This window comes from Aquimarina macrocephali JAMB N27 (assembly GCF_000520995.1).
GTDB lineage: Bacteria > Bacteroidota > Bacteroidia > Flavobacteriales > Flavobacteriaceae > Aquimarina > Aquimarina macrocephali.
Map to the genome: position 1 here is coordinate 121,263 of NZ_JACA01000035.1, position 18,876 is coordinate 140,138.

The following is an 18,876-nucleotide window of genomic DNA, read 5'->3' on the forward strand; positions in this document are numbered from 1 at the left end:
AAAAACAAAACCCGATGTTTTCACATCGGGTTTTATTATTTATTATATATTCTAAGCATTATAGCTTCTTCTTCACCGCTACTTCTTGGTAAGCCTCTACTATATCACCTTCTTTAATATCATTATAGTTCTTAATCTGCAGACCACAATCATATCCTTTCGCCACTTCTTTTACGTCATCTTTAAATCTTTTTAAAGAAGCAAACTCACCAGTATACACTACAACACCTTCTCGAATCAAGCGTATGCCAGAATTTCGGAAAAGTTTACCTGTAAGAACCATACATCCTGCAATTGTACCGACTTTAGAAATCTTAAATGTTTCTCTAATTTCTGCAGTTCCTGTAATCTCTTCCTTCATTACTGGAGAAAGCATACCTTCCATTGCATCTTTAAGATCATTGATAGCATCATAAATAATCGAATATGTTCTGATATCGATTTCTTCCTTATCAGCAACTTGTCTCGCATTACCTGCTGGTCTTACATTAAATCCAATAATAATAGCATCAGATGCAGATGCAAGTAACACATCACTTTCTGTGATCGCCCCCACTGCTTTATGAATGATATTTACATGAATCTCTTCTGTGGATAGTTTCTGGAATGAATCTGTTAATGCTTCTACAGAACCATCAACATCTCCTTTAAGAATAATATTAAGTTCTTTAAAGTCTCCTAAGGCAATTCGACGTCCGATCTCATCTAGTGTAATATGTCGTTGTGTACGTACAGATTGTTCTCTATGTAATTGTGCTCGTTTTGAGGCGATATCTTTAGCCTCTCGTTCATCTTCTAATACACTAAACTTATCTCCTGCTTGTGGAGCCCCGTCTAATCCAAGAATTGAAACTGGCGTAGAAGGCCCTGCTTCTTTCACACTATTTCCTCGTTCATCCTGCATTGCCTTAATCTTACCGCTATTTTTACCGGCAAGAACATAATCTCCTATTTTAAGTGTACCTGTTTGCACTAAAATAGTAGAAACATAACCACGTCCTTTATCCAAAAACGCCTCGACAACTGTACCAGATGCCAGTCGATTTGGATTTGCTTTAAGCTCTAATATTTCAGCTTCAAGAAGTACTTTTTCAAGTAATTCTTTAACTCCTAATCCAGTTTTAGCAGAAATATCATGGGATTGGATTTTTCCTCCCCAATCTTCTACTAATAAATTCATAGAAGCTAGTTTTTCTTTTATCTTTTCAGGATTTGCTTCTTGTCTATCTACCTTATTAATTGCAAATACAATTGGAACTCCTGCTGCCTGAGCATGACTAATCGCTTCTTTAGTCTGTGGCATCACATCATCATCTGCAGCAATTACAATAATAGCTAAATCTGTTACTTGTGCACCACGCGCACGCATCGCAGTAAACGCTTCGTGACCTGGTGTATCTAAAAATGCTATTTTTTGTCCACTTTCTAACTGCACTCCATAAGCTCCGATATGCTGGGTAATCCCACCACTCTCTCCGGCTATTACATTTTCTTCTCGAATATAATCAAGTAAAGAAGTTTTACCATGATCAACATGTCCCATTACAGTTACAATAGGAGCTCTTTCTGTTAAATCTTCGGGAGCATCTACAATTTCTTCTATTGATTCCTCAATATCCGCAGTTACAAAATTAACTTCATAACCAAATTCATCTGCAACGATAGAAAGGGTCTCTGCATCTAAACGCTGATTCATTGTCACCATTATTCCTAATGACATACAAGCCGAAATAATATCAGTAGTCGCCACATTCATCATCGTAGCAACTTCAGAAGCTGTAACAAATTCTGTTACTTTAAGCACTTTGCTTTCTTGCTCTTGTTGTGCTACATCATCTTCTGCTTTCTGACGGTGTTGATCTCTCTTATCCCTACGATACTTTGCCGCTTTTGATTTATTAGATTTCCCTTGTAACTTCTCAAGAGTCTCTCGTACTTGTTTTTGTACTTCTTCTTCGCTTGGTTCTTCTTTTACAATAGCAGGTCGTTTTCCTTTTGCCGGACCTCTTCCTCTATTTCCACCTCCTCGGTTACCACCACCAGACTGACCTCCTGGTCTACCACCACCAGATCCTTGAGCACCGCCTCCTTCTTTACTAATTCTTCTTCGGCGTTTTTTTGCTGCATCTCCTGCGTTTGAAGATTTCTTATCAGATTTATCTTCTTTCTTTTTCGCTGGTTTTTTAAACTGAGTTAAGTCAATTTTCTGACCTGTAAAATTAGGACCATCCAATTTTTTATACTGAGTTTTAACCTTTTCTGGTTCTACAGAAACTTCAGCTTCCACTTCTGGCGCTGGAGTTTTAGGCTTATCTTTGCTCACAACGGGCTCTACAGGTTTTTCTTCTTTTATTTCTTTTGGCGCTTGTCGCGTAATTTTAATTCCTTTTTTCTGAGGTCTATTTGAAACTACTTCAGGGGTTTTGCTTTTTACATCTTCCTTTTCTTTTTCTTTTACCTCTTCCTTCTTAGGAGCTTCAACTGCCTTTTCTTCGGGTTTTGCAGTATTATCCTCTTGTTTCTCACCTTCTAATTCAATCTTACCAACTTGCTTAGGTCCGCTTAATTGAGCTTTGGCTTTTACAACTTCTCGAGCTTCTGAACGTTTACGCTTTTCTTCCTGCTCATTTTCGATCTGCACTCGCAACGCTTCTTTTTCTTTCTTCTTTTCTTCTCCAACTTCTTTTGAAGCTACTTTTTTACTTTTATCCGTTTGAAATTCATCAAACAAGAGCTGATAAATCTCTGAAGAAATTTTTGTAGTAGGACGCGCATCTATCTCGTGACCTTTTGAATTCAAAAAGTCAACAGCCCGATCTAGCGAGATATTGAATTCGCGTAATACTTTATTTAGTCTCATTGTTCCTGCTTCAGCCATAAATGCCTTTTATTTAATGCTCAAATATAATTAATTGTGATTATTAATCTTCAAATTCAGATTTTAATATTCTAATCACTTCGCCTACTGTCTCTTCCTCAAGGTCAGTTCGCTTTACTAAATCACTAATATCTTGTTCTAAAATACTCTTTGCAGTATCTAAACCAATTTTAGAAAATTCTTCAATAATCCATGAATCGATTTCATCAGAAAATTCTGTAAGCTCTACATCTTCTTCTACTCCTTCTCTAAACACATCTATCTCATATCCTGTTAGTTGCCCTGCTAATCTAATATTATGACCTCCTCGGCCAATAGCTTTAGAAACTTCTTCTGGTCTTAGCATTACTTCTGCCCGACTGGTCTCTTCATTAATCTTTATAGAAGTTACTTTTGCCGGACTTAATGCTCTAGTAATAAATAATTGTAAATTATTTGTATAATTAATAACATCAATATTTTCATTACCTAATTCTCTTACGATACCATGTATACGAGAACCTTTCATCCCTACACATGCTCCTACAGGATCAATCCTATCATCATACGAATCTACTGCAACTTTTGCTTTTTCTCCAGGAATTCTAACTACTTTTTTAACTGTAATTAACCCATCAAATACTTCTGGTATTTCTGATTCGAACAATTTCTCTAAAAACAGAGGCGATGTTCTAGACATAACTATGGATGGTTTATTACCCTTAAGCTCAACAGATTCAATTACTCCTCGTACATTTTCTCCTTTTCTGAAAAAATCAGAAGGTATTTGCCTATCCTTAGGTAATATAATCTCATTACCTTCATCATCTAACATGATAATCGCTCTATGACGAATATGATGAACTTCAGCAGTATATATCTCTCCTTCTAATTCTTTAAACTGTTTATAAATATTAGTATTGTCATGTTCATGAATTTTAGAAATCAAATTCTGACGTAGCGCTAATATAGAACGTCTTCCTAAATCTATGAGTTTAACTTCTTCTGATACGTCTTCACCTACCTCAAAATCAGGCTCTATTTTTTGTGCTTCAGTTAGTGATATCTCTTGATTACCGTCTTCAACTTCACCATCTCCTACTACAATACGGTTTCTCCAAATTTCTAAATCTCCTTTATCAGGATTTATAATGATATCGAAATTGTCATCACTACCAAACTTCTTCTTTAGAGCATTCCTAAATACATCTTCTAAGATCGACATTAAAGTAACACGATCTATAAATTTATCATCTTTGAATTCTGAAAATGATTCTATTAATGCGATATTTTCCATATCAATATATTATAATTAAAATGTTATCATAACTTTAGCTTCTACAATATTTTCATAAGCTATATTAGCTTCTTTAGTAACAGTCACTTTACCTTTACCTACAGGCTTTGGCTCTCGTGTTTTCCACGTTAAGACAATTGCATCTTCGGTCACTGAGATCAACTCTCCTTCGATTGTTTCTTCGGTTGTTTTTATCTTAAGTTTTCTGCCCACATTCTTTTTATACTGTCGAATATGTTTCAGACCTTCAGAAACACCTGAAGACATTACCTGAAGAGAGAAGTCTTCTTCTTCTCTATCTAAATTGTGTTCAATTGCCCTGCTTACCGCAATGCAATCTTCTACTTTCACACCATCATCTCCATCAATAATAATTTCAATACTATTATCGGGATGAATTTTACTTTCAATTAGAAATAGGGACGGATTTTCTCGAAGTGCCCCCTCTAATAAATTCTGAACTTTGTCTTTTAATGACATAAATAGATAAAAAGAGGGGACTTTTCGTCCCCTCATCCTGGTTTTTTAATTTCAACGGTGCAAAGATAGTAATAATATCTTATATACAAAATATCGCTAAGAATGAATTTATTCGTAAATTTAAGATATACTATATAAGTAGCTTCTTACTTTAAGCATATAACTACCAATACGTTCTAAATCCAGAGTGATAAACAAATAACATATTTCAAAAAAGCAGCATTATGATCAAAAGCATACTAGTCCCTACAGATTTTTCTAAACAAGCCGAAAATGCATTAAAAGTGGCGGCTCAAATAGCAAAAAAAAATAACGCTAAAATCTATCTGCTACATATTTTAGAGCTCCCCATGCATCTTACAGATCTAATGTCTTCTGGAGCACCAGGGCCTGCGCCCGAAGCCATTTTTTTCATGAAGCAGACCCATAAAAAGTTTGAAGAAGTATTAAACCAGGATTATTTAAAAGATATTGATGTCATTGAGACTGTAAATTTCGAAGATGTACTACATGGGATTATCAATTCGAGTACCAAAAATAATATAGATATTATTATCATGGGATCTCATGGTTCTTCTGGTTTTGAAGAATTATTTATAGGCTCTAATGCAGAAAAAGTGGTTAGAACATCAAAAAAACCGGTATTAGTAATTAAAGAAGATTGTGATATTTTTGGAATTAATGATTTTGTATATGCTACAAATTTTGATGATGAAGACAAACCATGCCTTTTAGCAGCGCACGATTTTTCTAAATCAATTCAAGCAAAGCTTCATTTAGTATGGGTAAACACAGCTAATGGATTTAAAACTACTTATGAAACCGAAGAGAAAATGAATAATATGGTCTCTAACCTGGCAATAGAGGGTTATAGTCTAAACATCTATAATGACAATACGGTAGAAAAAGGAATACTTAATTTTGCCGATTCTATCAATGCAGGTATGATTGGAATTAGCACTCATGGCAGAAAAGGAATATCACATTTTATTAACGGAAGCTTAGGTGAAGATGTTGTAAATCACGCAAAAAGACCAGTGTTGACTTTTAAAATTTAATGTCTTAACAACATAAAATAAAAAAGGAGCAAATAAATTTGCTCCTTTTTTGTTGGCCTACTAGGGCTCGAACCTAGTAGATTATGATTTTATTCGTTCTTAAATGGCTTAAAATGGTTATTCTCATTGAGTTTATCATCAGACGCATTCATATAAAACAATAAAAAACCAGCATTTGTTGTCCCCATGTTGTCCCTTTTTTTTGTATCTTTACAGAACAAATATACATTGATATGGCTAGTATTCATGCGGTTTTAAGAAAAAAAGCAAATAAACAAGGATTGTATCCCATTGCAATTCGGATCACACAATTGCGAAAAACACGCAATATTTTGATTGGGCAGTATTTGGATGAAAAATACTGGGATGAAAAAAAGCAGAATATTCGCAAATCACATCCAAATTCTGTCAGATTGAATAATATGATTTCGTCAAAGCTGGCTGAAATCAATAGTACGATATTAGAAACCATAAACAAATTTGGTGAAAATTTCACATTTGAGAATTTTCAATCTATGCGTTTGAAATCTTCGGCCAACAATTCATTTTTCACATTTACCGATAGATACTTCAAGGATATGGAGGACAGTAAGAAATTCACGCGACTGGATAGTGAAGTGCCGCTTGTGAAAAAAATTAAAGATATGAGGGAAGGGCGCGATCTTCTTTTTAATCAAATCACGGTTCCATACATCAAGCATCTAGTAGTGAAAATCAAAAAAGAGGGTAAAATTGGTGAGAGAAGCATTGCCAATGTACTTATGTTCATTCGCAATATGTATAATCGAGCCATTCTGGAAAATCTGGCTAATCGTGAATCCTATCCTTTTGGTGAAGGTGAAGGCAAGATCAAAATCAAAATTCCAGAATCCATTAAAATAGGGCTAAATCGTGAAGAAGTAAACCAGCTCGAAGAAGCACATTTTGGAAATAAGAATCACTTAAGCCATGCAAGAAATGTCTGGCTATTCAGTTACTATTTAGCAGGAATGAGAATTGCAGATGTATTAAAAGCTAAATGGTCAGATTTCAACGATGGGCGTTATTATTATCGTATGGATAAAAATCAGAAAGTGGTGTCCTTAAAAGTATCCGATAAGTTGGAACATTTACTAAACCAGTATCAGCCAGGAAACGGTGAAGACCGCAATTACATATTTCCTGAATTGGAAGAAACCAATCCCAACGATAAAGAAGAGATATTCAAACAGGTGAAAAATGCAACAGACAAATTCAATAAGAACCTGAAAAAAATTGCCAAACAGCTTGAGATTCAAAAAAGAATTTCCATGCACATTGCCCGTCATACTTTCGGTAATATAGCCAGTGACAAGATTGCTCCTCGCAAATTACAAAAGCTCTATCGTCATCAACATTTGACAACCACTGTCGGCTATCAAAATAATTTTATCCATCAGGATGTAGATGATGCACTAGATACTGTTATTAATGGTTAGTTAAATTAGGTTAAACCCGTATTATACTTTAGAAAACTCCCGCCTTGCAAGGCGGACAGGTATTATAGCTAGAAACTGCTTCAAAATATATCACTACTTTACATTTTTAGCCTTCATCATAAAGTTCTAATGTATAATACGGGTATAACTATTTTTTTAATATAAAATATTCAAGGCATCTCTATCCGAAGCAGTAAATTCGCCATCTTCTCCGGTATTAAAGCAACCTAACATAATAGAATCAGCATAAGGAGACCAAGGTGTACCAGAAATCCAGATGGCAGCCGGACTTACTGATGGTTCTGCGGGAAGTGGACCAGTATATCCACAACTCCAACGATTATACCAGTCCTGATGTCTAAAACCAACACTATGTCCTATTTCATGCCCTATTACATGCTCTACTACATTATAACTATAGGTATTGCTATCCAGCCCAGAGTTAATACGCACATACCGATTGGGTCTACCGGCAGAAGTAGGGAATCCCGCAGAGCCTCCTGCACCCCCTATTACTCTATACACTACCATATCTGCTTGTGATTGATCATTACCATAAGTCAGTGTAAAATTAAGAGTGTTAGGTAAAACATTATAGTTTGCCACTGCCCAAGATAATGCAGTCTGCATTTTAGGAGTCAGATCAAAAGTTGAACCTGTACCTGTCCAACCCAAAATCCTTATGTTTCTATACTGTGGTGCTACAATATAATCAGATCGGTATTGTTTATTATCTCCATCAAGAGAGAGTAAATCTGGATAGTCCTCCAAGTTTTTAACAGGAATAGTGATATCTCCAGATACCAAGTATTTCTCTTTCGATCCGTCTGGCAGAGGGATATCCTCGATAGTTACCTTTTCTGTATTGACCCCCATTTTGGATAGTTTCTCCAACTGCGCTTTGGTAGCTTGTTGGGTTACCTCATCCAAGGTAGTATCAGTGACATCTTCTTTTTGACAGGATATTAAACACCCTATCACAACAGCGCAAAGCGCCAATAATTTTAGATTTTTCATTTGATTATGGTTTTAGAATAAAATATTCAGTTAGTGATACCCTATTACTGTATTACATCAATCTTTATAAAAGAAACAACATCTGATAATGCTTCTGACCCATTAAGATGGGTGGTCATTAGGATGCAATATAAGTTGGGATATGATACCTTTTGCAGTTAGTTTTGATTGTGAGTATCATCAGGCTAACACCGCGGTTTGTATGACTGATGTAAGGTCGCCTCAAATATAATGTAAATATCAATTCTTAAAAATAGGCTTGGTACACATAAAAACCTGTTATCAACTTAAATTATTGATAAACAAATAGTTACTTCTTTTTATAGGGGGAATTAACCCTTCAGAAATAGTTAAAAGACCTTTTAGTCTAGCAGGTAAATGCCCCTAAATTTTTAGTTGTTTGACTCAAATAATGCTCATTAATACAGAAATACAGATGTTCGGTAACTTCATAATTATATGCAGTAGTTGGACAAAATATAGTCAACCGAAAATCCTAACCATTTACAATAAAACACTGTCTATTCCACTCACTAACCATTGCAAATATAGCCGTTCGCCTTTGCGCTGTTGCAAGGCGAGCTAAAGAACGCTTATGATTTTATTTCGTGAGGTGAGGGCGCGTTGCCTTGCCTTTCCCTCCGCTGCGGCATTTGCTGGCATGTTCAGTGAGCGTCCTAGCCAGATGATACTGAACAATGAAATATTGTTTAATTAAAATCATTAGAAATTATGGCAACAACAGCAAATGTGAAAAAGAATGGAATTGACAAGAAACCTGGAGAAACAAACAAAAAGCCGGTACCAGTTCCAAAAATCATCAAGCCAGCACCTCCCGTAAAAAGTAATAGTAGTGATGTGACCAAAGATTTAGCACAAGAAGCTATCGGTCAAGAACCAGTAGTAAGTATTGAAGATCGTATCCTGCAAGTCGAAAAGCTCAAAGGATTAACCGATAGACACAAGCGGGCAACTGCAACGCTCAATAGCCTATCTGAGTTCAAATACAATAGTAGTGAGTCTTGTAAGATCACGATTATAGATGATGCTGGAAAGAGCTTTACCACAGGAGACATTAACCTGATTAGAAATATTGCCGATAGTGCTGAAGCATACATTAAAGGCAAAAAGCAGGATGTAGAAAACGATCTAAAATCTTTTACACTGTAATAATCATGGAATCCATTCAAATCCTCTCACCAACCAGTGAGGGGATTTTTTGTTTCATTTAAAGACACCACTATGAAAACAACAGAAAATAATACGGTAGAATTTGAAGGTAATAAAACGATTAGCAGAACAATATGGCCCGTTAAACGGCGATTAGACTTCTATCCTACGTTCATCCCTAAGCAAGCAATGCGGTTTGAAGGAATGGTATTTCGGTATATGGAAGAATTTTGCAAACCATACTCAGGAGGCTATTGGAACTTTTATGCATTATCCAATGGCGGGTTTTATATCGGGTTGAAACGATCTGGTTTGATGCAGGTAGAGAATCACCTGAATTACTACAAAGGAGAAATGAGTATCGATGCTGCGAGTATTGGAATTAACCTATTCGCTCTTTGTGATTGTGCAAGTAGCGGCGGTCAGCATCTTATTGATGCATTTGATCAATTACGAGATTATGCAACTATCCATCCTGAGCGAGAACAGATATTAGCCTTTATCGATTAATCTTCATATTACGATCCCTTCACCTTGCTGTGAGGGGATTTTTTTCACCCCATACAAGACCATATGAAGCCAATTAGCATCTTCTACTCTGCTCTTTACCAATATGGCACATCTTTTGTAACATCCCTCATATGAAAACAATGGAAGTCATATGTCTGCAAAGTGAAGCCCTCTTGATGTTGGTGGATGAAGTAGTTGAGCACGTTAAAGCAACTCACGATGTCAAGGAAGACAAATGGATTTCACCTGAAGAAGCGATGCGAAGATTAGGCGTTAGTAGTGATACAACGATGCAAAAATTACGTGATAATTTAGATATCGAGTTCACACAACCCTCACGTAAAATCATACTCTATGATTCTGCATCTATTGAAGCCTATCTAGAGAAACACAGAAAACGCGCATTATAAACTCTTTCAGTAATGGATGACTTAGAGAAAAAAGAAGAAGAATTATATGCCAAAGCGTTCAATGATGGGTATTACTTGCAACGCTTCAAACCGGAATTAGCCAATAAGATTTCGGAAACCCCTCATGCACATAATATATATCTCCAAACCTTCAATGACGGTCGAGAAGCTTATCTTGATGAAGTAAAAGATCGATTAAAGGATTTTCAACATACACCAACTAACTATTCTCAAGATCGAGGTATAGATATAGATCGATGATATGTCTTACTGGAAATAATTTTTTACTCCAAAGTTGTTTTGTTCTATGAAAATATCTTTAAAAGCAGCCAGGTTATTTTGTTCGTAAAAGAGTAACATCGCCTTTTTATATTCAAGAGAATCGACACTTCGATATGATAATGGACAGGCATCATCCGCAATAAGTAACGCATTACTTATCATGCGACCAGTGCGTTTATTCCCATCCTCAAAAGGTTGAATATAGGAAATAAGCACTACAGCTAATAATGCTTTCTCAAATCCGCTATTTTTAGTATTTATCAGGTCACACATACATTCTAGACTTTCCCTGATTTGATGTGTATTATCTAGCGGTTTATATGCCGTTCCAGTAATACCGACTGCGCGGGAGCGGATATTCCGGCTGACATGCATATCCTTGATTAATAAGGAATGTACTTCTTCCAACAGACGTATATCAAGAGTAGTGGCAAGATTTTTATGCTTGAGGAGATAATTGATCGTGTCCTTATGATTTAATAACATGACCGCTTCTTCTTTTGTTTTATTATCAGCTTCCTGTTTTTCTTTAAAAAGTCTCTCCGTTTCCAGTAAGGAATACGTATTTCCTTCAATTTGAGAAGATTTCCAACTAAGCTCAATCGTTAAACGTTCTAATTCTTTTTGATATAAGGTGGGTGAAAGACTGGCAATGTTCATTTGGTATTGATCTTTTAAAAGAGAAAGATTCTTTTGTTCTTCAGCCGTAAAAAGGGTAACATCTTGCAGAGATGTAAGTAATGTATGATTAAACTCAGTAGCTGCATTACGCGCATCAGGTTCTAAATCAAAATAATCAGATGAATTAACAGGAGTAAATAATTTATAGTAAGGAGCGATGATATATTGAGTTGTTCTTCCTGCGCCCACTTTGCTCAAACAGTTATGGTCAACCAGTTTTGCCATTTCTCTGTTTAGGGTAGCTATACTAATATCATGGCTCAAAAGGTTTTTGACCTGTGAGATAGCCACTTGCCCTTGCGATGCAATGATGCTGATAATTTCTTGTTGTCGCGTACTTAGATTCATAATGACCCTCTTTAATCCTATCACAAATCTACCATAATCCTATCACAAATGATAGGATTAACAGCATAATATGATAGGAATGATGTGTTACTTAGCAAACACCTTATTAATTATTCTCAGATTGTTCACTATCTTTTCTTTTGCTAACCCCGAATGAGGCGCATTTTTTGTACGATGACATAACAGTATCTTATGGCTTATCGGCATGGTGTATTTGTATTTTCTTAGCCAATCGGCCCAGTGCTTCACGGAACATCACCACTTTACCGCTTCGAATCGTCAATAATGGGTTCATATGATTAAGTACATCCAGCATGTTGCACTCAGTGGTTTTTACACGGGATGCAAGACGTTTAATAGCAATCTGCTTTTCTTCCTCATTTAATTCATGGTAGCGTCGTATCATAATAATGTGTTGTAGTTAAAGTATATAGAATCGCCTTACACGATGAATCAGCTCTATGGCTTCATCGGCTGATTTACCCTGCTTATACAATTTATCCATCCATACATATATTTGTACCTCATAGGGAGCATCCTGTGCCAGATCATCAAAAAACGTGGTAGCGTCCAAATGCAGGGCTTTGAGTACATCCTGTAGAAATTGATAATATCGTTCATCTTTGTGTTTATCCATAAGCAGATGGAATTGCGTATCTCTGCGGGTTATAGCAGTTATTCCAAGTTTGCTATAGAACATAATCTTGAAAATAAAAGCGTCTGGCGTTGGGAAGAAGGACTTAACTACACCATCGACACATTGTTCATGATTGCCGATATTCACAATATCACCCTCTCTGAATTGCTCAAAGGTATTGAGTAAACTCTTTAACAAATGACACTGGAAGAATTCAATCTACTCCCTGATCCCAATCAATATAAAGTGGTGTTTTCACAAGGTACGTTTGTTGACAGCTTTATTGAAGATCAAGAACGTTATATTCTCTTTGCCATTGATGGATTTTATGTAGAGATTCATTTTACGGGTTATAGTGATGATGTGGTTTACATCAAAGCGTTTAGAACAAGTCATTTGCTCAATAAATACTTACCAGAGACAATAGATTAACCTTTCTCATTTTTCTTTTGCTAACCCCGCGCGGAGCGCATTTTTTGTTTTAGTACGGTTTCAACATGCGTTTTAGTCTGCAAAGTTAAAGCCTGACATCCAAACACCTTTACCTCTATCTTGTTTTCTAAATAGTCTTATTGGATGCAAGGCTTTTAAGGACTGCATTAAATCACATGTTAAACCTTAAAATCCAATAACAATGAATGTGTACGATGCAGCCAAAATCCATAAGGAATTACTCAAAGATTCTGGTTTCTGGTGGGCTTCTAAAAAGAAAGCGTGGTATTTCCGACCTGAAGAATATCGAAGCAGTTCGAGAGGCAAAAAATCACTGAATGATATTCGGACTAAATATGGATCAAGCAGACCTGATAAAGAAAGACATGCCACGCCAAAATCGCTCAACAGGTTTTGATATCTGGAATAAAATACGTGGTTTTACCGTAACCATTAAAGAGGGAAATCTCCCTATATTTGCAGGATACATATCACAGATATTTGCTAAGATTATTAACATGAACACATTAGTTCGACTGACTCTTAACACGAATAAAAAGTGTGGTTGTTACTCATATAATGACCATATTTTTTCGTGTTATAAATACCTCAAAACAACACTAATCTATCCAGGATAGATGGATAAACGGAAAGACATATATTAAAAGAGAGAGCATCCAGATTATCTCTAATTAATCACAGGGATTAATTAAGGGGGCAAAAGGGGTAATTTATTTCCGGAAACTCTCTCTTTTCTAACTGTAACCCTATTTAACTACAGATGTAAGCCATACATAACGCATGTTTTGACAAAAAATTATCCGATTCTAATTGTTTTTGCAGATTTTGCACCCTAACCCAAAAAGTGTTATATTTTTTATCAGCAAAATGTTAAATTTATGCCAATTCCGCCTTTTCGCCGTTTTTCTATCAATCAGGGAGTCAGATAGTTTCACCTATAACGTATTTTTTTTGCGGATATTCCGTATTCATAAAGAAAAGATTTGTGTTAAATTCATGTCACATTCAGTATAGAGGATGTCAATTTTGCAATCATGGACAGGTTCTCACTCACACTGAGGGATTCATGGGGATAGTTTTCTAATGGGTTAATGATTTCCTGAATCCTTTAAAACAAAAACCTTTCTACGGCATGATTTATTTTCCTTACACTCTTAATCCCTACACTGAAAACTGTTTTACTCAATATTCGTAAAGAGGAATCAACGTCAAAGTTGTTCCTCTTTTTTCGATGAAGATATAATCGAGAAACATGATTGACTATTCAGTCGATGTGACATGGTATATTCATAGCTGAAACACATAATCACAGGATAGTATTCGTCTTATCTTTTTTATCTAGATAAAAAATGATGCAGTATATACCTACACCATTTTGTGTTTACCTTATTGTTTCCCCTTCTTAATTTTATGTACTAGCTGAATGATCAAATCGCCCAGCGCGTCGATAATCTCGCCGCGGCGTTTGAGGCACAGCAACGCCAGCAATGACAGGGATATATGCTCCGGATGCCGCTTAAAATCCCAAGTCGATTCCGTGCCTGCACGTAAATATAATGGTTGCAGGCGTGATGATGATATATTCGCCGTGAGATTTTCAGGAAGACACAGATCCCGCACAATCTGCAGCTTCTCTATTTCCGACAATACCGTTTCCAAGCTCGCACGACCAGGATCCGATTTGATGAAAGAAAGCGTATCTTCAGACGTATATATAAGAGCATGTAGCTCGACACGACTTTCTTCAGTCAAGCGAGAGTGAAGCTCGCGGAACAATGTTGTATTACCAGCCTCCCTTGCAGCAGATATAATAACCTTGAGCCTTGAAGCAGCAGGAATCTCAATTTTTTCTTCCCTCAACCAAGAACGAAGCTGCTCTTCTAAATCACAATGGTCAGCATCTGATAAAGAAACAGAAATTAAATGTGCTTCTGCGTTACGTATGTCTGCCTCTGTTAGGCGACGTACTCCAAGAAGTATGCGAATCTCGTCACAATGTCTCCTGTAAGAACGACCGCTAAAGGAATAATCTTTAAGTAGGGCTTTATTTGAACCATAAACGCATGCAATAAAATTGATTACGTCTTCGGTAACATCAGATACATTTCGGGGAAAAGAACCCTTTTTCTTAAAATATAGAAGAAGAGAGGCCGCGCCAATGATATTATGATCGCTATGGCTTCTAATCCAATCGTCCTCCGCCTGACTAAGCGATAGCGGATCCTCATGCATCCCAACCTCCATGATAAGAAAGAACCCCTCTTATCACATTCACAAGCTCATGGCCATTTTACTAAATAACGTGCCCGTTACCCCTCTATGATTCCGCATCGATTGAAGCCTATCTAGAGAAACACAGAAAACGCGCATTATAAACTCTTTCAGTAATGGATGACTTAGAGAAAAAAGAAGAAGAATTATATGCCAAAGCGTTCAATGATGGGTATTACTTGCAACGCTTCAAACCGGAATTAGCCAATAAGATTTCGGAAACCCCTCATGTGCATAATATATATCTCCAAACATTTAATGACGGTCGAGAAGCTTATCTTGATGAAGTGAAAGATCGACTTCGTGATTTTACACACGTACCACCAAGCCAATCACAAGATAAAGACATTGACCGAGGAATGGATATTGACCGTTAGATTGCTTTGATTATTCTACTGATTATCGTTTTTAAGATATGGGCGTGACCACAAGGGTCGGGCTTTACGCTTCAATGCCTCGCACTTCCTTACCGTCAGGCTTTGGGATTTACACTGCAATCCCTCACGCAAAATTTTTTCTACATACAAAAAGATATGTATTTTTATGATTCTTAAATGTCACCTATGGCTGAATTTTGTAATACGTGTGCTAAACAGCTTGGCTTAGAGTCAGAACTACCACCTTTCCTATATGAAGGATGCGGCGAACAGATTGAGCGGCCATCTTTACGAAAATGGTTGCTAAAACGTTTTGGCAAATGACACTTCACGAATTTAACCTCTTATCAGAAGGTCGGCAATATCGTACAGTATTTTCAGAAGGAACATTTGTCGATAGCTTCATGGAAGATGAAGAACGTTATATTCTCTTTGCCATTGATCAGTTTTTCGTGGAGATTCACTTCACAGGATATAGTGATGATGTCGTCTATATCAAAGCATTTAGAACAAGTCACTTGCTTACCAAATACATACCTGAATTGCCAACCCCTTAAACCAGTGCAAGGTCAAGTTAAAATCATCCATTTCAGCTTATTAACCTTTCATTAAGAAGTTTGACTTAAATTATGCAACTGTGATTTAATCAAATAATAGGAGATTTTTCAGTGACAGATATTCAATCTAACCTTAAAGAGTGGATGGAGTCAGTTGAACAATCTGTTGATTCTCAAAAAAGACAATCCTATGAGCAAAAGCCAGATATACTTAAATTTGTTGATGATTTTACGCAAATTCTTCATCGAATAAGGCGCGATTATGAAGCTATTGAAAATGGGATGGATGAGGTGTCTGTCGCCGTGCTTGACCAAACAAAGGGTGCTGAGTTACGTAAATTTAAAGCCGTAAACCCTACCAAACATGTGGAAATTACTCCAGAACTAAGTGAAAATATAAATAATACCTTACTCTACGCAATAAATAGTATTGAATCACAAAAAAAGGTCTATGAAAATTTTCTTGAAACCCAGAATGTAACAATGAAAAAACGACTTGGACAAGATATTGCTGATTCACTTTTAAGTGCCTCAGATAAGTTATTTGAAGGTACAATTCGCAATTTAATGGATAGTAAATCACTCGATTTCAAGGATGATTACCCAGGAACGGATGCTTTGTTTAAAAAAAATGAGCAATTAAAAGATGCCATTACTGAAATGTATATAAAAAAGGATCAACCCTCAGTGAGAGGTCGTTAAACTATTTTTTCTCCCTTTTTCCTTGATAGTTCGTTTCAAATCTTTTCAGATAATCCTTAACCGTCTCTTTATGTGAAGTGTGATAGGTTAAGTATTTACTCATATTTCCCTTCTCTTCGGTTAATTCGTGCCATCCCCAAAATAAGTCCCAATGGTTATTTCTGGTTTTCAATAGTATAAAATTTGTCAATTGCCGATTACGTGATGCTAATTTCAACTCCACATATCTATAATTTACCTTGTAGTTCTTTTCTCCAAAATTTTTTTTCGTATTTAGATAATATGCGAATAGTTCTTCATTTTCAGCTAACAATTTTTTATCATAAGCGACTATTTCCCGAATCTTTAACTCTCCTGGCCGATCAAACCGTTTTTTAAGTGCTTTCCTCCAATCATCGGTGGCATTCTGTAAACTGAAAGGTGTTTTATTTCTAGGGTTTAAACGGATATTATATATCTCTACATATTGATTAATACTCAAAGCTATATATTGAAGTGATTCAACACTATCTACGATATGATAATTACCTATGTGGGATGCTGTTCTAATTAAATCACTGTTTTCTGAATGAAATTGCATCATGAGATTATTTTGTTTTTCTAGATGATCATTGAGATCATTCTTATAACCCTTAAAGCCACTTTTTATGTCATAAACTAACGTTGAGATAGTCAAAACTAACCCAATTACTAAAATAAGGGTTGTTAAACCTAGTCTCACCTCTCCTTTGAGATTAACAAAGGAAGCGATTATGTAAAAAATTATCGCAGTAAATACAGGAATAGAAGCTATAAAATACTTTCTTCGGATTTTTTTTAAATCAGGTTTATTCATTGATTATAAGAGTTATAACTAAAATACTAATTTCTAGGTAATAATCAAATTCCCACTATCCTTTGCCTGTCCTTTCCTTAATCAAATACATCATCTGATCGCAAGGGTTTCTTAAATGCGCTTTTGTCTGCAAAGTTAAAGCCTGGCATCCAAACACAATTTCCTACGTCATTGCTTATTAGTTGCTAGGCTTTTGAGGACTGCATTAAATCACATGTTAAACCTTAAATCCATAACAATGAATGTGTATGATGCAGCCAAGATACTTGGCATTACAGGAGAAATTAATCCAAAAATTGTCAAAACCGCTTTTAGAGAAGCGTGCAAAAAGTACCACCCTGATATCAATCCAGCAGGCGAGGAATTGATGAAAATGGTCAATGAAGCCTATGAAGTGCTTAAAAACCATAACGGAGAAAGTAAAGGAGAACAAAGCGACTACGCAGATACCTTGAGTGTTGCTCTTAATGCGATTATCCATCTACCTGATCTGATTATTGAGATATGCGGCTCATGGATTTGGGTCACAGGAAACACCAAAGCACATAAGGAATTACTCAACGATTCTGGATTCTGGTGGGCTTCCAAGAAAAAAGCATGGTATTTCCGTCCTGAAGAATACAGAAGTAAATCCAGAGGCAAGAAAACACTGGGTGACATTCGTGCGAAATATGGTTCGGTGCGACCCGATAATAAGAAGGCATCCCATCCAAACACACTGAAAAGCTATGACCGATAAAGCCACCTTGAATGCAGAGTGGGATCGGCAGCTTGAGGCCATGATAAACAGCCCGTTAAATAGACCGACCATGATAGCAAAAGGCAACCCCGAACGCTTACAGGTCTATTACGGGTTTGCCAAGCTAACCCCAAAAGTGATGCGTAAACATGAGCTGGTCATCATCTATGAAAATGTGAATCATAATCCCATGAAAAACCTACAATGGATTATCCGCAAAATGCATCTAGTATATATCCGTCAGCAAACCAAGGAAGAAATATCAGATGCCAATCATGGCAATCGCGCCTTTACCAAATATGGCTATTTCATTGATGAATATCCGTGGTGCAGTAATATTAATATGGTATTGGAGCATAATTTTGTAGCGGATGATAAGCACGTCTCGTCGAGCGAACGTGAGCTCATCCGTATTATGCTGCGTGAAAAATACTTTGAATCCTATGATACCAAACCATGTCACCAAACGGCACTCATCTTCCATTAATCATATTCTAAAAAAACAGAAAAGATGCAGTTTAGGGCTGCATCTTTTGTTTGCGTTTACGTGAGAGTTTAACTCTGTGTTTGCCATTTTGACGAAAACAAAGCTATGGCAAAACCGTAATATATCCAAATCCCCATAATCTATTTTTCTACAATAGAATGAATCATACACTTAACTGGCTCACACATGCTGTTTAGGGTTGCGAAGCTAAGGGCATTTCTCCAAACACAATTTCCTACGTCATTGCTTAT

Annotated in this window: 23 protein-coding genes; 14 read left to right on the forward strand and 9 right to left on the reverse strand. The window is 36.3% G+C overall.

Features of this window, described 5'->3' with window-relative positions:
- Window positions 1-58 precede the first annotated feature (58 nt).
- From infB to rimP, 3 genes are read right to left on the reverse strand one after another with little or no spacing between them, the layout of a single operon-like run.
- Window positions 59-2,878, reverse strand: a complete 2,820-nt coding sequence (gene infB / locus Z054_RS0119080) for a translation initiation factor IF-2 (RefSeq protein WP_024771644.1) — start codon at window positions 2,876-2,878, stop codon at window positions 59-61.
- 43 nt (window positions 2,879-2,921) lie between these two features.
- The gene (gene nusA / locus Z054_RS0119085) at window positions 2,922-4,154 is read right to left on the reverse strand and encodes a transcription termination factor NusA (protein ID WP_024771645.1); all 1,233 of its coding nucleotides are present in this window, start codon (window positions 4,152-4,154) and stop codon (window positions 2,922-2,924) included.
- Window positions 4,155-4,169: 15 nt separating this feature from the next.
- Window positions 4,170-4,670, reverse strand: a complete 501-nt coding sequence (gene rimP, locus Z054_RS0119090; RefSeq protein WP_241461428.1) for a ribosome assembly cofactor RimP — start codon at window positions 4,668-4,670, stop codon at window positions 4,170-4,172.
- Window positions 4,671-4,858: 188 nt separating this feature from the next.
- Between rimP and Z054_RS0119095 the strand changes: the two genes are divergently transcribed.
- On the forward strand, window positions 4,859-5,692 hold the full coding sequence (locus Z054_RS0119095; protein WP_316929936.1) for a universal stress protein: 834 nt from the start codon (window positions 4,859-4,861) through the stop codon (window positions 5,690-5,692).
- Between the two features lie 233 nt (window positions 5,693-5,925).
- Window positions 5,926-7,149, forward strand: coding sequence for a tyrosine-type recombinase/integrase (locus Z054_RS0119105; protein ID WP_024771648.1), 1,224 nt, complete (start codon window positions 5,926-5,928; stop codon window positions 7,147-7,149).
- Window positions 7,150-7,305: 156 nt separating this feature from the next.
- On the opposite strand, the gene Z054_RS0119110 is transcribed toward Z054_RS0119105, so the two are convergent.
- A complete protein-coding gene (locus Z054_RS0119110) occupies window positions 7,306-8,166 on the reverse strand; it encodes a M57 family metalloprotease (protein WP_024771649.1) in 861 nt (286 codons plus the stop codon).
- 732 nt (window positions 8,167-8,898) lie between these two features.
- Between Z054_RS0119110 and Z054_RS0119115 the strand changes: the two genes are divergently transcribed.
- The 4 genes from Z054_RS0119115 to Z054_RS0119130 all read left to right on the forward strand — a co-directional run bounded on the left by Z054_RS0119115 (window position 8,899) and on the right by Z054_RS0119130 (window position 10,517).
- Complete coding sequence (locus tag Z054_RS0119115) at window positions 8,899-9,336, forward strand: hypothetical protein (protein WP_024771650.1); 438 nt, start codon at window positions 8,899-8,901, stop codon at window positions 9,334-9,336.
- Between the two features lie 72 nt (window positions 9,337-9,408).
- Window positions 9,409-9,846, forward strand: a complete 438-nt coding sequence (locus Z054_RS0119120) for an antirestriction protein (RefSeq protein ID WP_024771651.1) — start codon at window positions 9,409-9,411, stop codon at window positions 9,844-9,846.
- A gap of 131 nt (window positions 9,847-9,977) precedes the next feature.
- Window positions 9,978-10,256 (forward strand): MerR family transcriptional regulator, encoded by a 279-nt coding sequence (locus tag Z054_RS0119125; RefSeq protein WP_206538804.1) that lies wholly within the window; start codon window positions 9,978-9,980, stop codon window positions 10,254-10,256.
- A gap of 12 nt (window positions 10,257-10,268) precedes the next feature.
- Window positions 10,269-10,517 carry a hypothetical protein gene (locus Z054_RS0119130; RefSeq protein ID WP_024771653.1) on the forward strand — a complete coding sequence of 83 codons (249 nt, stop codon included), beginning with the start codon at window positions 10,269-10,271 and terminating at the stop codon, window positions 10,515-10,517.
- A 6-nt stretch (window positions 10,518-10,523) separates the two neighbouring features.
- Here the strand turns inward: Z054_RS0119130 and Z054_RS0119135 are convergent, their stop codons facing one another.
- From Z054_RS0119135 to Z054_RS31360, 3 genes are all read right to left on the reverse strand, one after another.
- A complete protein-coding gene (locus Z054_RS0119135; RefSeq protein ID WP_024771654.1) occupies window positions 10,524-11,567 on the reverse strand; it encodes a Fic family protein in 1,044 nt (347 codons plus the stop codon).
- Between the two features lie 190 nt (window positions 11,568-11,757).
- The gene (locus tag Z054_RS0119140; protein WP_024771655.1) at window positions 11,758-11,973 is read right to left on the reverse strand and encodes a hypothetical protein; all 216 of its coding nucleotides are present in this window, start codon (window positions 11,971-11,973) and stop codon (window positions 11,758-11,760) included.
- A 15-nt stretch (window positions 11,974-11,988) separates the two neighbouring features.
- Window positions 11,989-12,204, reverse strand: coding sequence for a hypothetical protein (locus Z054_RS31360; RefSeq protein ID WP_152538608.1), 216 nt, complete (start codon window positions 12,202-12,204; stop codon window positions 11,989-11,991).
- Window positions 12,205-12,210: 6 nt separating this feature from the next.
- On the opposite strand from Z054_RS31360, the gene Z054_RS31365 reads away from it, so the two are divergent.
- From Z054_RS31365 to Z054_RS0119155, 3 genes are all read left to right on the forward strand, one after another.
- Complete coding sequence (locus Z054_RS31365) at window positions 12,211-12,390, forward strand: hypothetical protein (RefSeq protein WP_152538609.1); 180 nt, start codon at window positions 12,211-12,213, stop codon at window positions 12,388-12,390.
- Window positions 12,391-12,402: 12 nt separating this feature from the next.
- Complete coding sequence (locus Z054_RS0119150; protein WP_024771657.1) at window positions 12,403-12,636, forward strand: hypothetical protein; 234 nt, start codon at window positions 12,403-12,405, stop codon at window positions 12,634-12,636.
- A 202-nt stretch (window positions 12,637-12,838) separates the two neighbouring features.
- Window positions 12,839-13,054, forward strand: a complete 216-nt coding sequence (locus Z054_RS0119155) for a hypothetical protein (protein ID WP_024771658.1) — start codon at window positions 12,839-12,841, stop codon at window positions 13,052-13,054.
- A 989-nt stretch (window positions 13,055-14,043) separates the two neighbouring features.
- On the opposite strand, the gene Z054_RS0119160 is transcribed toward Z054_RS0119155, so the two are convergent.
- Window positions 14,044-14,889 carry a DUF4158 domain-containing protein gene (locus Z054_RS0119160; RefSeq protein ID WP_161635311.1) on the reverse strand — a complete coding sequence of 282 codons (846 nt, stop codon included), beginning with the start codon at window positions 14,887-14,889 and terminating at the stop codon, window positions 14,044-14,046.
- 155 nt (window positions 14,890-15,044) lie between these two features.
- On the opposite strand from Z054_RS0119160, the gene Z054_RS0119165 reads away from it, so the two are divergent.
- The 3 genes from Z054_RS0119165 to Z054_RS0119180 all read left to right on the forward strand — a co-directional run bounded on the left by Z054_RS0119165 (window position 15,045) and on the right by Z054_RS0119180 (window position 16,564).
- Entirely contained in the window at window positions 15,045-15,305 is a 261-nt protein-coding gene (locus tag Z054_RS0119165; protein WP_024771660.1) for a hypothetical protein, read from the forward strand.
- A 320-nt stretch (window positions 15,306-15,625) separates the two neighbouring features.
- Window positions 15,626-15,862, forward strand: coding sequence for a hypothetical protein (locus Z054_RS0119175; RefSeq protein WP_024771661.1), 237 nt, complete (start codon window positions 15,626-15,628; stop codon window positions 15,860-15,862).
- Window positions 15,863-15,973: 111 nt separating this feature from the next.
- The gene (locus Z054_RS0119180) at window positions 15,974-16,564 is read left to right on the forward strand and encodes a hypothetical protein (RefSeq protein WP_024771662.1); all 591 of its coding nucleotides are present in this window, start codon (window positions 15,974-15,976) and stop codon (window positions 16,562-16,564) included.
- Window position 16,565: 1 nt separating this feature from the next.
- On the opposite strand, the gene Z054_RS0119185 is transcribed toward Z054_RS0119180, so the two are convergent.
- Window positions 16,566-17,399 carry a hypothetical protein gene (locus tag Z054_RS0119185; RefSeq protein WP_024771663.1) on the reverse strand — a complete coding sequence of 278 codons (834 nt, stop codon included), beginning with the start codon at window positions 17,397-17,399 and terminating at the stop codon, window positions 16,566-16,568.
- A 238-nt stretch (window positions 17,400-17,637) separates the two neighbouring features.
- On the opposite strand from Z054_RS0119185, the gene Z054_RS0119190 reads away from it, so the two are divergent.
- Both Z054_RS0119190 and Z054_RS0119195 read left to right on the forward strand, forming a co-directional pair.
- The gene (locus Z054_RS0119190; protein WP_024771664.1) at window positions 17,638-18,138 is read left to right on the forward strand and encodes a J domain-containing protein; all 501 of its coding nucleotides are present in this window, start codon (window positions 17,638-17,640) and stop codon (window positions 18,136-18,138) included.
- Window positions 18,128-18,625 carry a hypothetical protein gene (locus Z054_RS0119195; RefSeq protein WP_024771665.1) on the forward strand — a complete coding sequence of 166 codons (498 nt, stop codon included), beginning with the start codon at window positions 18,128-18,130 and terminating at the stop codon, window positions 18,623-18,625. The genes Z054_RS0119190 and Z054_RS0119195 overlap by 11 nt, the downstream gene beginning before the upstream one ends.
- Window positions 18,626-18,876 lie beyond the last annotated feature (251 nt).